Origin of the sequence: Arthrobacter sp. 92 (genome assembly GCF_050260325.1) — a bacterium.
Taxonomy (GTDB): Bacteria; Actinomycetota; Actinomycetes; order Actinomycetales; family Micrococcaceae; genus Arthrobacter.
In genome coordinates this window covers 1,475,626-1,489,048 of record NZ_CP189863.1, presented here as the reverse complement: position 1 = coordinate 1,489,048, position 13,423 = coordinate 1,475,626, and the positions used below count along the sequence as shown (strand labels likewise).

Below are 13,423 nucleotides of genomic sequence, written 5' to 3'. Positions count from 1 at the left end.
CGTGTTCGGGGTCCGCGTGTCGGGGGTCCCTCGAAAAATGGCGTGTGGTCATTCCGCCGCGCCCATCGCGATGACGGCTTCCTCGAGGGTGTCCTCGGCTGCGTCCTCCGCCCGGGGCGGTGCGGGATGGATGGTTGCCAGGACCTGGTCCGCCTTGACGAGGTCGCCGGAAGCGATGCTGATATGCACCGTCCCGCCCAGCGGCGCCACCAGTTGGTGTTCCATCTTCATGGCCTCCACCGAGAGCAGCACCTGGCCGGTTTCCACGGTATCGCCGTTGCGGACAGCCACCGAGACCACCGTGCCGGGCATCGGCGAGCGCACCGCCGGGTCCGCGGCCCCCTCCTCGCGTTCGATCCCGGCGAGCACCCGGGCCAGCCTCGATTCGCGGCTGAGGAGCTCCAGCCGGCAGGACCATCCCTTATTGCCCAGGAAGACGCTCCGCGGATTGCCCCGCGGAGGGTGCTCCGCCCAGAGGGCGCCCTGGGCGAACCGGAGTTCCTCGCCGTCGAGTTCCAGGCGGACGGCGTCGCTGGACAGCCCCAGGACCTTCACCTGGCGCGCCGGGCCGTTGTTGACCCGGGCACTGGCGTGGCCCAGAGCGGCGTTGTTCAGCCAGGTGACCGCCACCGTGGCCAGCCCGCCGTCGGGCGTTCCGAAGCTCATGCGCCAGGGCGCGGGTGCGCCAACGCGCCAGCCCCGGACCGAGTCCCAAGGGGACCGCACGGTTGGAGGGGCTTGGTCGAGGACCCAGAACTGCATGGCTGCCGCGATGAGCTCGGCGTCCCCGGCACGGCGGAAAGTGAAGCCGGGCATCCTGCGCTCGATCAGCCCGGTGTCGAGGCGCCCGGCCCGGACGTCGGCGTCGTTGATCAGCAGCCGGAGGTATTCGACGTTCGTGTCGATCCCCAGTGCCGTGTAGCGCGAGAGGGCCGTGTCGAGTTTGTCCAGCGCGGCATGGCGGTCGGGGCCCCAGGCGATGACCTTGGCCACCATGGGGTCATAGTCGCTGGAAATTTTGAGTCCCTCAAGCAGCGAGGAGTCGATCCGGATGTGGGGATCCGTGGACGCCGGGGTGAAGGAATCCAGACCGGCCGTCCCGGTGAAGAGTGTGCCCCGTTCGTCCAGGAGCACCACTTCACCGCCGGAGGGCATGAAGTTCCTTTCCGGAATCTCCGCATAGACACGTGCTTCCACCGAGTGCCCCTTGAGGACGACGTCGTCCTGCGCCACCGTGAGCATCTCGCCGGCGGCGATCCGGACCTGCCACTCGACAAGGTCGACCCCGGTGACCATCTCGGTGACGGGGTGTTCGACCTGGAGCCGGGTGTTCATCTCCATGAAGAAGAACTCGTCCGGGGCGTTGTCCGAAACCAGGAATTCCACGGTCCCGGCGCCTGAGTAGCTGACGCTGCGCGCGGCCTGGCAGGCGGCCTCACCGAGGCGGGCCCGGACATCGGCGCCGTCGGGCAGTGATTCCAGCAGCGGAGAGGGTGCTTCCTCGATGACCTTCTGGTGCCGGCGCTGCAGCGAGCACTCGCGCTCCCCCAGGTGGATGACGTTGCCATGGTTGTCCGCCAGGACCTGCACCTCGATGTGGCGCGGCATAGTGACCAGGCGTTCCAGGAACAGGGTGTCATCGCCGAAGGCACTGGCGGCGACCCGCCGTGCCGTGGCCAGCGTCGCTTCCATGTCATCGGGGCGTTCCACGATGTGCATTCCCTTGCCCCCGCCGCCAGCGGAGGGCTTGATCAGCAACGGGAAGCCGACGCCGGCAGCGGCCTCCATCAGCTGGGCGTCTGTCATGCCGGGTTCGGCAGCGCCGGGGACCACCGGGACGCCGTAGCCGGCCACGTGGTTCTTGGAACGGATCTTGTCCCCCATCACGTTCAGGGATTCAACGCCGGGGCCGATGAAGGTGATCCCCGCCTTTTCCAGGGCCCGGGCAAAGTCGACATTTTCGCTGAGGAAACCATAGCCGGGGTGCACCGCGTCCGCGCCGGTGTCGCGGCAGGCCTGGATGATGGCTTCGATCTTCAGGTAGCTTTCGGTGGCCGCGGCGGGGCCGATCCGGACGGCGAGGTCGGCTTCGCGCACATGGCGGGCTCCGGCGTCGGCGTCGGAATAGACGGCGACCGAGCGGATGTCCAGGGCACGCAGCGTGCGGATCACGCGGCATGCGATCTCGCCGCGGTTCGCAACCAACACGGTGCCGAAGAGCGGATTCCGCCGGGGTGTGGAGGGAATGGTCGAAGAAGTGGTCATGACTGGCTCACATCCGGAACAGGCCGAAGGAGGTCTCCGGCAGCGGGGTGCGGGAGACGACGTCGAGCGCCAGTCCCAGGATGGTGCGGGTGTCCGCGGGGTCGATTACGCCGTCGTCCCAGAGGCGGGCAGTGGAGTAGTAGGGGCTGCCCTGATCCTCGTACTGCTGTTTGATGGGGGCTTTGAAGGCTTCCTCGTCCTCGGCGGACCATTCCTCACCGCGGGCCTCGTACTGGTCCCGCTTCACGGTGGCGAGCACGCTGGAGGCCTGGTTGCCGCCCATCACGGAGATCCGGGACGCCGGCCACATCCACAGGAAGCGTGGCGAGTAGGCGCGCCCGCACATCGAGTAATTGCCCGCGCCGAAGGAGCCGCCGATCACCACGGTCAGTTTGGGCACGCGTGCGGTGGCGACGGCGGTGACCATCTTTGCGCCGTTCTTGGCGATGCCGCCCTGCTCATAGTCCTTGCCCACCATGAAACCGGAAAGGTTCTGGAGGAAGATCAGCGGGATGCCACGCTGGTCGCAGAGTTCGATGAAGTGCGCACCCTTGAGCGAGGATTCGCTGAAGAGCACGCCGTTGTTGGCCACGATGCCCACGGGGTGGCCGTGCAGCCTGGCGAAGCCGGTGACCAGGGTGGTGCCGTAATTCTTTTTGAACTCGTGGAACCTGCTGCCGTCCACGAGCCGGGCGATGACCTCGCGGACGTCGTACTGGGCGTTCACATCCGTGGGGACGGCACCGTAGAGCTCGTCCGGATCGGCCACGGGTTCGACGACGGCGTCGATGTCCCAGGCGGGGGCGGCCGGCCGGGGCAGCGTGGCTACGATGTCGCGGACGATCTGGAGGGCATGCTCATCGTTCTCGGCCAGATGATCGGTGACTCCGGAGATCTTCGAATGCACGTCCCCGCCGCCCAGTTCCTCGGCCGTGACGATCTCGCCGATAGCGGCCTTCACGAGCGGGGGGCCGCCCAGGAAGATGGTGCCCTGGTTGCGGACGATCACGGTTTCGTCGCTCATGGCCGGGACGTAGGCGCCGCCGGCGGTGCAGGAGCCCATGACGGAGGCGATCTGCGGGATGCGGGCCGCGGACATCTTCGCCTGGTTGAAGAAGATCCGGCCGAAGTGTTCCTTGTCCGGGAAGACCTCGTCCTGTTTGGGCAGGAACGCCCCACCGGAATCCACGAGGTAGATGCACGGCAGGCGGTTCTCCAGCGCTATTTCCTGGGCGCGGAGGTGCTTCTTCACGGTCATCGGATAGTACGTGCCGCCCTTGACCGTGGCGTCGTTGGAGATGACCAGAACCTGGCGGCCGTGCACCAGGCCGATCCCGGCAATGACGCCCGCGCCGGGTGAATCGTCGTTGTACATGCCGTTCGCAGCCAGCGGGGCAATCTCCAGGAAGGGGCTCCCGTTATCGAGGAGCTGGTCGATCCGCTCGCGCGGGAGCAGCTTTCCCCGGGCAACATGGCGCTCGCGCGACTTCTCCGGGCCGCCCAGTGCAGCTGTGGCCAGCCGTTCCTTCAGCTCGCGGGCGAGTGCCAGCTGAGCCTGCCGGTTTGCGGCGAATGCGTCGCTGCCGGCGTTCACCTGGCTGGCGATTGTCTCCATTGACTGTTTTCCGTTCCCGGACGCCCGATGAGGGCAATCCTGAGCGATTCGGTTAGTGCCGTATAACTGAGATTTAGGTTAGTCTCTATTAACTGTGATGTCCAACACTGGCGGTGTTGCTAGGATTTGCAGTTCCAAGGAGGAAAAGTGCCGATCATCGAGCGTGGCCCGGAAGCGCAGGAGTCCGCCAAACTGCAGCCCCCGGCGCAGGAGTCTCCGGAGCAGGCCCTGACCCAGCCCGGACTGACAACGCAGCGCAGCCAGGCCAAGGAAAGCCGCCGCCTGGCGCTGTTGTCCGCGGCCGCCACCTTGTTTGCCGTTGACGGATTCAACCGCGTGTCACTCGAGGACCTGGGCGCCGCGGCCGGCGTCAGCGGTCCCGCCGTCTACAGGCATTTCGCCGGCAAGCAGGCCGTCCTCGGCGCCCTGCTGCTGAGTGTGAGCCGGGACCTGCTCGAGGGCGGACGGAACGTGGTGGCTGAGACGGCCGATCCCATGGCGGCATTGCGCCGGCTGGTCCGGTTCCATGTGGACTTCGCCCTGAGCAATCCGGAGGTCATCAGGGTCCAGGACCAGGACTTCAGCAACCTCTCGGAGGACGACCAGGCCGAGGTCCGCACCCTGCAGCGCAACTATGTGGAGCTCTGGGTCGACGTCCTGGCGGGGCTGCACGCCGGCACCGAGGCCGCAGAGCTGCGGATGCGGGCCCACGCCACCTTCGGCCTGATCAATTCCACCCCGCACTCGGTGCGCAGCCACGGACGCCGGATCGCGGCCAAACGGGCCCGGCCGCTGCTGGAGAGCATGGCGTTGGCGGCCCTTATGGCTCCGGCCGCTCCCCTCGACTAGCTGCCCACCCTGCCCACCCGGCACACCCGGGGCACCCGGGGCGCGTCGAGTGCACGTGGCACGTGCGGCGCACTCCTGGGGCACTTTGGCGCGGACACGCCGTAAACGGTGGCGCCGCCGTCGTACATCGCGCCCAAAGTGCCCCGGGACGGAGGGAACCCGATCACACATACGACCCAGCCCGCAACAAAGCTGCCGGCTTCCCTCCTCTCGCGAGGGGGGAAGCCGGCAGCCGGGAGCCCGGGCTCGCTAGGCCATGGCCATGACCATGCCGGGGTCAGCGAGAATGGCGCCGACGTCCGCCAGGAACCGTGAACCCTGCTCCCCATCCACCAGGCGGTGGTCAAAGGACAGGCTGAGGGTCATCACCTGGCGCAACGCGATGTCGTCCTTGTACTCCCACGGCATCCGCCGCACTGCGCCCATGGCCAGGATCGCGGCCTCGCCCGGGTTCAGGATGGGCGTGCCCGCGTCGATGCCGAACACTCCGATGTTGGTGATGGATATGGTGCCGCCCGACAGCTCAGCAGGGCTCGTTTTGCCGGCGCGGGCGGTTTCCGTCAGGTTGGTCAGCGCCGTGGACAACTCCGCGAGGGACATGCGGTCCGCGTCCTTGATGTTAGGGACCGTGAGGCCTCGCGGGGTGGCAGCGGCTATGCCCAGGTTCACGTAGTTGAACTGCACGATCTCCTGGTTTGCCTCATCCCACCGGGAATTCACCGTCGGCTGGCGGCGCAGCGCAATGAGAAGCGCCTTGGCCACAAGCGTCAGCGGGGTGAGTTTGAAACCCTCAAAGGCCCGGCTGGACTTGAGCCGGGCCAGCAGTTCCATGGTGGGTGTGACGTCCACGGTCAGAAACTCGGTGGCGTGCGGGGCCGTGAAAGCGCTGGAAACCATGGCCGCCGCGGTCAGTTTGCGCACGCCCTTGATGGGCATCCGCACCTCCCGTTCGCTGCGGACCGCCTCGCGGCCCGCGTGCTCAGGCTGCGCCAACACGCGGGCCGCTGCCGGAAGGTCTCCTCCGCCAACAAGGTTCCGCACGTCCTCCCTCGTGATCAGTCCGCCGGCCCCGGTTCCGCTTACCGCCGCGAGGTCAACACCAAGGTCCTTGGCCAGTTTCCGCACCGGGGGTGTGGAGCGGGGACGCTCCGCGGGGGCAGCAACGGCGGACCTGGCTTCGGCCGGCTCAACCACCGGCTCAGCGGCCGGCTCAGCCACCGCAGTTGCGCGCCGCCCAGCGGCCGGTGCGGCGAAGGCGCGGGAGCGCCGCGCGGGCCTGCCGGAACCCTCGACGACGGCACCATACCCCACGAGGTTCGGCTCGCGTTTAGCGGTGCCGGCCTCGGCCTGAGGACCCCCGGCGACGATCCCCGCGGCGGGACTCCCGTCGTCCTCTATCTCGAACGACACGATCGGCTTGCCGACCTCAACCACGGTGCCCGGCTCCTCATGAAGCGCGGTGACCACCCCGGCGAACGGGGACGGCAGTTCCACCACGGCCTTGGCTGTTTCCACCTCCGCGATGACCTGGTTCAGGGCGACTTTGTCACCCACGGCCACCTTCCAGCTAAGGATTTCGGATTCGGTCAGGCCTTCGCCGAGATCCGGCAGCCTGAATTCCCTGATCATGGTGGCGCTCATCCTTCCAGCCCGCTGAGCGAGTTGGGCCGGCCGAGGGCGCGGTCCACACCGTCAAGAATCCTGTCCAGGTCCGGCAGATGATGCATTTCAAGCTTGGAGTAGGGGTAGGGAATGTCGAAGCCGGTGACCCGGACGGGGGCGGCCTCAAGGTGGTAGAAGCAACGCTCCGTAATGCTTGCGGCAACTTCCGCGCCGAGGCCGCCGGACTGGGCCGCCTCGTGGGTGATCACCAGTCGGCCGGTCTTCCGAACCGAAGCCTCCAGGGTGGCATAGTCCACCGGTGACAGCGAGCGCAGATCTATGACTTCCACGGAGATGCCCTCGTCGGCCGCGGCCATGGCGGCATCACGGGCAGTCTTGACCAACGGGCCGTAGGCCACGAGCGTGACGTCCCTGCCCTCGGTGACCACCCGCGCCTTCTCCATCGAGAGCGCGCTGGCGGGTTGGACGGACTCGTCCACTTCGCCCTTGTCGTGGTAGCGGCGTTTCGGTTCGAAGTAGAGCACTGGGTCATCGCACGAGATGGCCTGTTGGATCATCACGTAGGCGTCCTGGGGGTTGGACACGCTGACCACCCTCAGGCCCGAAGTGTGGGTGAAGTAGGCCTCCGGGGACTCAGAATGGTGCTCCGGTGACCCGATGCCTCCACCAAACGGCACGCGGATGGTGATGGGCATCCTCACGGCACCCTGGGTGCGGTAGTGCAGCTTCGCCACCTGGGAGACGATCTGGTCGAAGGACGGATAGATGAATCCGTCGAACTGGATTTCCACCACGGGGCGGTAGCCGCGGTAGGCAAGTCCGACGGCGGTCCCCACGATCGCGGACTCGGCCAGCGGGGTGTCCACAACGCGGTGCTTGCCGAAGTCCTTCTGCAGTCCGTCCGTCACGCGGAAGACACCACCCAGGGTTCCGATGTCCTCCCCCATCAGGATTACTTTGGGATCGTTCTCAAGGGACTTTCGCAGTCCGGAGTTTATTGCCCGGGCAAAGGTCATCTGCGTCATCAGCGTGCACCTTCTTCGGCAGCGGCCTCGGGATTACCGAAGGACGCCAGGTAGCGGGAGTAGTGGTCCTCCTGGCGTTCCAGCCAGGAGTTGGGTGTGCTGTAAACGTGCTTGAAGATCTCCATCGGCTCCGGGTCCGGCATGCTGATACAGCCGGCCCTCATCTGCCGGGCAACGGCGTCGGCCTTGGCCGCGACGCCGGCTTCGAAGTCCCCCGTCAGCAGCCCCTTGCGTTCCAGGAGCGATTTGAGGCGGAGAATCGGGTCCTTGGCTGCCCAGTCCTCCAGTTCGTTGGCGTCCCGGTAGCGTGTGGGGTCATCGGCCGTGGTGTGCGGGCCCATGCGGTAGGTCACGGCTTCTATGAAGGTTGGTCCGCCGCCGTGCCGGGCCCTCGTCAGCGCCTCCCGGGTTGCCGCCATCACGGCCAGGACGTCATTGCCGTCCACCCGGACGCTCGGTATGCCGAATCCGGTTGCGCGATCGGCCAGTTGGATGTGGGACTGGAGGCGGACCGGTTCGGAAATGGCCCAGTGGTTGTTCTGGCAGAAGAAGATCACCGGTGACTGGAAGCTGGCCGCGAAAACCATGGCCTCGTTGACATCGCCCTCGCTGGTGGCGCCATCACCGAAGTAGGTGATGGCAACAGAATCCGCGCCATCATTTTGGATGCCCATGGCGTAGCCGGTGGCATGAAGCGTCTGGGCGCCGATGATGATCTGGGGCGTTGCCATGTTAATCGTGAAGGGGTCCCAGCCCGCGGACGCGTTACCGCGCCAGACCTTGAGGATATCCGTCAGGTCCACGCCGCGGCAGTAGGCGACGCCGTTTTCGCGATAGCTGGAGAAGATGAAGTCGTCCTCACGCAGGGCCCTCGCCGAGCCCACTTGGGATGCTTCCTGCCCCAGCAGCGGCGGCCAAAGCCCAAGCTCCCCCTGGCGTTGGAGGGCAGTGGCTTCGGTGTCGATGCGCCGGATGACCACCATGTCCTCGTAGAGCGAGCCCAGTTGCTCATCGGAGACGTCCTGGACCCAAGGGTCATAAGCCGGATGACTGACGCGTTCACCGCCGGGAGTGATCAGTTGGACCAGCGTTTCGCCGGCCCGGCCGTGATGTTCTGCACTGTTGCCCGGGCCGCCGGCGGCGCTGCCGCCCTGGCCCAACTCGTCTGTAAACACAGTTGCACGCAACCTTCATACGATGTGTCACCAGCGCTCGAGGACTCGTGATCCCCGTGCACGCCGGCCGCCCGGGCGCCGTTGCCCCGGATAATTGTGACCCTACTCACAATGCTCAATGGGTACAACCACCCGCAAATAAACTGAGCAAAATGCACTATCTGGCCCGCAGAGACCGTGCTAGCCTTGCGCATTATGCAAGCTTTGGATGGCACTGACACACGGCTGCTTGCGGCCCTCGCCCAGGACCCTCGGCGGACTGTGGTGGCGCTGGCCCAGAAGCTTGGCCTGTCCCGTAACACGGTGCAGGCCCGAATGGCCCAACTCGAAAAGAAACACGTCTTCCTGTCCTTCGAACGCCGGATCAACCCGGCGTCGCTGGGCTACCCCCTGATGGCGTTTATCTCCGTCCACGTCCAGCAACAGAAGCTGGGCCAATTGGCTGTGGACCTCGCGGGTATCCCGGAAATCCTGGAAGGCTACGGGCTCACAGGTTCGGCTGATCTCCTGCTCCGCGTGGTGGCACTGGACGCGGAGGATCTCTTCCGGATCAACGGCAAAATCCTTGCCTGCGAAGGTGTGGACCGCACGGACACTGCGCTGGCCATGGGTGAGCTGATCCCGTTCCGGATCCAGCCCCTCCTGGAACGGGGCTCGACGGCGGGATGACCCGGGTCCCGGAGTCGCCTCCGGCGCCGTTGCGGACGATGTAGCTCCGGGCAGCTCCGGGCAGCCCCGCGCAGCCTGGACAGCCGGCTTCGAGACGCGGGTTATAGGCTGGTGCAGTTGACTCCAGCGGGAGCCGGGCGCACGCCCCCCCCGCGCAATGGGGCAGCGGCCGCGCCGACTGCCGGAAAGGCTTGACCTTGAGCACACCCCATGATTCGCTCCAGCCCGCGTCCGCTCCGCCGCCGAAAAAGGGCGGGAAAAGGATGTGGATCGTCCTGGGCATGGCCGGCGGCGCGGCGGCCCTGGCCGCTGCGGGGTCGGTCCTCGCGGGCGCGCTGGCGGGGGGTGCCGCGGGCAAAACCAAGGGCCTTGCGGATGACTTCACCAAGCTGGTCATCGCGGGCAGCACCGACCAGGCCTATGACGGATTCCTGGACCCGGCCCTCCGGGGCAAGCTCTCCCGGGAGGAATTTACAGCCGGTGTCCGCAGCCTCAAACTGGACAGCAGCTGCATGCCGGCCTACAACGACGTAGACGTGAAAACCGAAAACGGGACGAGCACGGCCGACGTCGCCGGGTTGATCACCTGTGGCGGCAAGGCGGTGGATCTGGCGTACCGGTTCCGCGGCGATGAGCCAAAGATGACCACCATCAGGCTCAAACCCAAGGAGTGAGCTTTCCGCGGAGGCGATGGCGGACGGGTGTTGGGACGGAAAGCAGAAGCTCCCGCGCGGATGCACGGGAGCTTCTGTGTGGTGCGGTGACGCCTGCTCGCGTCGGGACCGTCCCTGTTTGGATAGTCCTAGTGGTTGACCGCTTTCTCCGCGCCCACGCCGGTGAGGGAACGGACTTCCATCTCGGCCTGCTTGGTGACATCTTCCTTCCGCTTGTCCAGCACGGTACCGAGCCAGCCCAGGAGGAACGCGAGCGGGATGGAGACGATGCCGGGGTTGCTCAGCGGGAAGATCGCGAAGTTGGCCCCCGGGATCATGGACGTCTTGGTGCCGGACACCACCGGGGAGAGCGCGATCAGGATGATGGCCGACGCGAGTCCGCCGTACATGCTCCAGATGGCGCCCTGGGTGGTGAACTTGCGCCAGAACAGCGAGTACACGATGGTGGGCAGGTTTGCCGAGGCGGCCACGGCGAAGGCGAGCGCCACCAGGAAGGCGACGTTCTGGCCGTTGGCGAAGATGCCGCCGATGATCGCCAGGATGCCGATCACCACAACAGTGCGCCGGGCCACCTTGACCTCCGTGTCGGCGTCGGCTTTGCCCTTGGCAATCACGTTGGCGTAGATGTCGTGTGCAAACGACGCGGCCGCCGTGATGGTGAGGCCGGCCACCACCGCAAGGATGGTGGCGAAGGCCACCGCCGAAATGAAGCCAAGCAGCAGCGGGCCGCCCAGGTGGAAGGCGAGCAACGGTGCGGCGGAGTTGACGCCGCCCGGAGCGGACTTGATGGTGTCGGCCCCAACGAGGGCCGCTGCTCCGTAGCCCAGCACCAGGGTGAACAGGTAGAAGATGCCGATCAGCCAGATGGACCACACCACGGATTTACGGGCTTCCTTGGCGGTGGGAACCGTGTAGAAGCGCATCAGCACGTGGGGCAGGGCTGCGGTGCCAAGGACCAGAGCAAGGCCCAGGGACATGAAGTCCAACTTGGAGGTTTCGGTCTTGCCGTACTGCAGGCCCGGGTTGAGCATGTTCGGGTTCTTCGAGGTTTCCACCGCGCCGCCGAGCAGGTCCGAGAGGTTGAAACCGTAGATGGCCAGGACCCAGAACGTCATGACCGCCGCACCGGCGATCAGGAGCATGGCCTTGATGATCTGCACCCAGGTGGTGCCCTTCATGCCACCGATCAGCACGTACATGATCATGAGGGCGCCGACGACGACGATCACCAGGGCCTGGCCGCCCCAGTCGCTGATACCCAGGAGCAAGGAAATGAGGCTGCCTGCACCGGCCATTTGGGCCAGCAGGTAGAAGAAGCAGACGGCCAGGGTGGAGATGGCCGCGGCGATCCTGACGGGGCGCTGTTTCAGGCGGAACGAGAGCACGTCCGCCATGGTGAACTTGCCGGTGTTGCGAAGCAGCTCGGCCACCAGCAACAGGGCCACAAGCCACGCGACGAGGAAGCCGATGGAGTACATGAAGCCGTCGTATCCGTTGATGGCGATGGCCCCGGTGATACCCAGGAACGACGCGGCGGAGAGGTAGTCCCCCGCAATGGCCGTGCCGTTTTGCGGGCCCGTGAAGGACCGGCCGGCCGCGTAGTAGTCAGCCGCTGTCTTGTTGTTGCGGCTGGCTTTAATCACGATCACCATGGTGATGGCGACGAACAAGGCGAAGATGCCCATGTTCAGGAGGGTGGTGTCCTTGAGGGCGGCCACGTTGACCGCGGGTACCATGCCTGTCATTTCGATGTTCCGATCACTGGGTTGCCGTGCTTGTCGAACTCGTGGCCTTCGATCCCGTGGCGGATCTCGGCCGCGATGGGATCGAGACGCCGGTTGGAATAGCTGACGTACCAGCCTGTGATGGCGAACGTGGAGACAAACTGCAGCAGGCCCAGGATGAGGCCGATGTTGATGTTTCCCCAGACCTTGGTGGACATAAAGCCGACCGCGTAATCGGCCAGGAGGACGTATGCGAAGTACCAGAGCAGGAACGCCACTGCCATGGGGAACACAAAGCTGCGGTGACGTTTGCGCAGTTCCTGGAACTGCTCCGTCGACTGGACTTCCTTGAAGTCCACGGACGCCGCTGCGTCCGGGATTCGGGCATCGTTACCCATCATTCCTCCTCATTGAGTCTTGCCGTCCACACCGGATGCCCTGGTCTCTCACAAACAGCCTCAACCAGTGTGACTGCAATCACTGTGTCCCGTGATGGGGGCTACATTCCATAGCTCTCCGCCGGGCCGTCGCTCAGCGGTCCCGATGCTGCGCCAAACGGCGCCCGGTCCTGCGCTACGCTGGCAGCATGCCGGACTCCCCGCTGCTCACCGCCGCCGCCATCGCCGTGATCGCGATGGCAATCGCCGTCGTCGTGGCTGTTGGCCTGAAAGTCCTGCGGTCCTTCCGTGAACTGGGCACCGACGCCGAGCGCGCCACCTACAAAACCCTTCACGCCGCGTCCCGGGCCGGTCAGCATCTGCGCACCGGGCTGAATCCCGCGGGCGCGGCCAAGGCCAGCCGGCAACTGCGCAGCATCCTGGGCTGCGATGCCCTGGCCATCACGGATACCGCGGGAGTGCTGGCCTGGGACGGTTCCGGCGAGGACCTCAAACCTGCGCTGATGCGGCTCGCCGCCGACGTCCTCTCCGGCGGCCGGACGGCTGTGATCAACGCCGGCGAACTGCTGCCGCCCGGTGCACCCGGGGATAAATCCAGCAGGCAGCGCGCGGCAGTGATTGCCCCCATCAAGGCCGGGACCCGGGTGGTGGGCGTAGTGGCGGCGTTCGCGCCGGCGGCAGGGGCCGGTCTGGTCCGGGCCACCAGCGAAGTGGCCGACTGGGTGGCAGCCCAGGTGGAACTGGCCGAGCTCGATGCATCCCGTACCCTCCTGATGGAGGCTGAAGTGCGTGCCCTGCGCGCCCAGATCAGCCCGCACTTCATCTACAACTCCCTCAACGCGATTGCGTCGTTCATCAACACCGATCCCGTCCGCGCCCGGGAGCTTGTGGTGGAATTCGCGGACTTCACCCGGTATTCGTTCCGCCGCCATGGGGACTTCACCACCCTCGCGGAGGAGCTGCGCTGCATCGACCGGTATCTGCTTCTGGAGCGTGCCCGGTTCGGTGACAGGGTCCAGGTCAGCCTCCGGATCGCCCCCGAGGTCCTCAGCACGGTAATCCCCTTCCTGAGCCTGCAGCCGCTGGTGGAGAATTCGGTCCGGCACGGCCTCGAAGCCAAGGCAGGACCCGGGCATATCACCATTGCCGCCAACGATTCGGGCGCGTTTGCCGAGGTGACCATCGAGGACGACGGCGTGGGCATGGACCCGGAGCAGCTGCGCTCCATGCTCGCCGGGCACAGTGACGGCGACCACGTGGGCCTGCGGAACGTGGACGCCCGGCTCCGCCAGGTCTACGGCGAGGACAACGGGCTGGTGATTGAAACCGCCCCCGGCGAGGGCACACTCATCACCATGCGCGTCCCGAAATCGCAGCCCCGCCACGACGCCTGACCGCGCCGCGTC

The 13,423-nt window shown here is 66.2% G+C and carries 11 protein-coding genes; 4 read left to right on the top strand and 7 right to left on the bottom strand.

Annotation, left to right across the window (positions count from 1 at the left end; translation table 11 throughout):
* Window positions 1-48: 48 nt before the first annotated feature.
* On the bottom strand, window positions 49-2,265 hold the full coding sequence (locus ACP4XC_RS06775; protein ID WP_427174097.1) for a biotin carboxylase N-terminal domain-containing protein: 2,217 nt from the start codon (window positions 2,263-2,265) through the stop codon (window positions 49-51).
* A 7-nt stretch (window positions 2,266-2,272) separates the two neighbouring features.
* Window positions 2,273-3,880 carry a carboxyl transferase domain-containing protein gene (locus tag ACP4XC_RS06770; protein WP_427174096.1) on the bottom strand — a complete coding sequence of 536 codons (1,608 nt, stop codon included), beginning with the start codon at window positions 3,878-3,880 and terminating at the stop codon, window positions 2,273-2,275.
* Window positions 3,881-4,072: 192 nt separating this feature from the next.
* Between ACP4XC_RS06770 and ACP4XC_RS06765 the strand changes: the two genes are divergently transcribed.
* On the top strand, window positions 4,073-4,729 hold the full coding sequence (locus tag ACP4XC_RS06765) for a TetR/AcrR family transcriptional regulator (RefSeq protein WP_427175042.1): 657 nt from the start codon (window positions 4,073-4,075) through the stop codon (window positions 4,727-4,729).
* A gap of 249 nt (window positions 4,730-4,978) precedes the next feature.
* Here ACP4XC_RS06765 and ACP4XC_RS06760 read toward each other — a convergent pair whose 3' ends face one another.
* From ACP4XC_RS06760 to pdhA, 3 genes are read right to left on the bottom strand one after another with little or no spacing between them, the layout of a single operon-like run.
* Window positions 4,979-6,370, bottom strand: coding sequence for a dihydrolipoamide acetyltransferase family protein (locus tag ACP4XC_RS06760; RefSeq protein ID WP_427174095.1), 1,392 nt, complete (start codon window positions 6,368-6,370; stop codon window positions 4,979-4,981).
* The gene (locus tag ACP4XC_RS06755; RefSeq protein ID WP_427174094.1) at window positions 6,367-7,377 is read right to left on the bottom strand and encodes an alpha-ketoacid dehydrogenase subunit beta; all 1,011 of its coding nucleotides are present in this window, start codon (window positions 7,375-7,377) and stop codon (window positions 6,367-6,369) included. The genes ACP4XC_RS06760 and ACP4XC_RS06755 overlap by 4 nt, the downstream gene beginning before the upstream one ends.
* Complete coding sequence (pdhA, locus tag ACP4XC_RS06750) at window positions 7,377-8,552, bottom strand: pyruvate dehydrogenase (acetyl-transferring) E1 component subunit alpha (RefSeq protein ID WP_427174093.1); 1,176 nt, start codon at window positions 8,550-8,552, stop codon at window positions 7,377-7,379. The genes ACP4XC_RS06755 and pdhA overlap by 1 nt, the downstream gene beginning before the upstream one ends.
* Window positions 8,553-8,747: 195 nt before the next feature.
* On the opposite strand from pdhA, the gene ACP4XC_RS06745 reads away from it, so the two are divergent.
* Both ACP4XC_RS06745 and ACP4XC_RS06740 read left to right on the top strand, forming a co-directional pair.
* Window positions 8,748-9,221: an Lrp/AsnC family transcriptional regulator gene (locus ACP4XC_RS06745; RefSeq protein WP_427174092.1), complete on the top strand. Its 474-nt coding sequence runs from the start codon at window positions 8,748-8,750 to the stop codon at window positions 9,219-9,221.
* A gap of 197 nt (window positions 9,222-9,418) precedes the next feature.
* Window positions 9,419-9,895 (top strand): hypothetical protein, encoded by a 477-nt coding sequence (locus tag ACP4XC_RS06740; RefSeq protein ID WP_427174091.1) that lies wholly within the window; start codon window positions 9,419-9,421, stop codon window positions 9,893-9,895.
* A 128-nt stretch (window positions 9,896-10,023) separates the two neighbouring features.
* Here ACP4XC_RS06740 and ACP4XC_RS06735 read toward each other — a convergent pair whose 3' ends face one another.
* Both ACP4XC_RS06735 and ACP4XC_RS06730 read right to left on the bottom strand, forming a co-directional pair.
* The gene (locus ACP4XC_RS06735; RefSeq protein ID WP_427174090.1) at window positions 10,024-11,640 is read right to left on the bottom strand and encodes a solute symporter family protein; all 1,617 of its coding nucleotides are present in this window, start codon (window positions 11,638-11,640) and stop codon (window positions 10,024-10,026) included.
* The gene (locus ACP4XC_RS06730; protein ID WP_427175041.1) at window positions 11,637-12,017 is read right to left on the bottom strand and encodes a DUF485 domain-containing protein; all 381 of its coding nucleotides are present in this window, start codon (window positions 12,015-12,017) and stop codon (window positions 11,637-11,639) included. The genes ACP4XC_RS06735 and ACP4XC_RS06730 overlap by 4 nt, the downstream gene beginning before the upstream one ends.
* Window positions 12,018-12,205: 188 nt before the next feature.
* Here ACP4XC_RS06730 and ACP4XC_RS06725 point away from each other — a divergent pair, with 188 nt between their 5' ends.
* Entirely contained in the window at window positions 12,206-13,411 is a 1,206-nt protein-coding gene (locus tag ACP4XC_RS06725; RefSeq protein WP_427174089.1) for a sensor histidine kinase, read from the top strand.
* The last annotated feature ends 12 nt before the right edge of the window (window positions 13,412-13,423 follow it).

What these genes read in the sequence shown, in the direction of transcription:
- ACP4XC_RS06755 (WP_427174094.1), bottom strand. Translation starts at nt 7,377, where the DNA reads ATGACGCAGATGACCTTTGCCCGGGCAATAAACTCCGGACTGCGAAAG.
- ACP4XC_RS06730 (WP_427175041.1), bottom strand. Translation starts at nt 12,017, where the DNA reads ATGGGTAACGATGCCCGAATCCCGGACGCAGCGGCGTCCGTGGACTTC.
- ACP4XC_RS06725 (WP_427174089.1), top strand. Translation starts at nt 12,206, where the DNA reads ATGCCGGACTCCCCGCTGCTCACCGCCGCCGCCATCGCCGTGATCGCG.
- ACP4XC_RS06745 (WP_427174092.1), top strand. Translation starts at nt 8,748, where the DNA reads ATGCAAGCTTTGGATGGCACTGACACACGGCTGCTTGCGGCCCTCGCC.
- ACP4XC_RS06775 (WP_427174097.1), bottom strand. Translation starts at nt 2,265, where the DNA reads ATGACCACTTCTTCGACCATTCCCTCCACACCCCGGCGGAATCCGCTC.
- ACP4XC_RS06735 (WP_427174090.1), bottom strand. Translation starts at nt 11,640, where the DNA reads ATGACAGGCATGGTACCCGCGGTCAACGTGGCCGCCCTCAAGGACACC.
- ACP4XC_RS06770 (WP_427174096.1), bottom strand. Translation starts at nt 3,880, where the DNA reads ATGGAGACAATCGCCAGCCAGGTGAACGCCGGCAGCGACGCATTCGCC.
- ACP4XC_RS06760 (WP_427174095.1), bottom strand. Translation starts at nt 6,370, where the DNA reads ATGAGCGCCACCATGATCAGGGAATTCAGGCTGCCGGATCTCGGCGAA.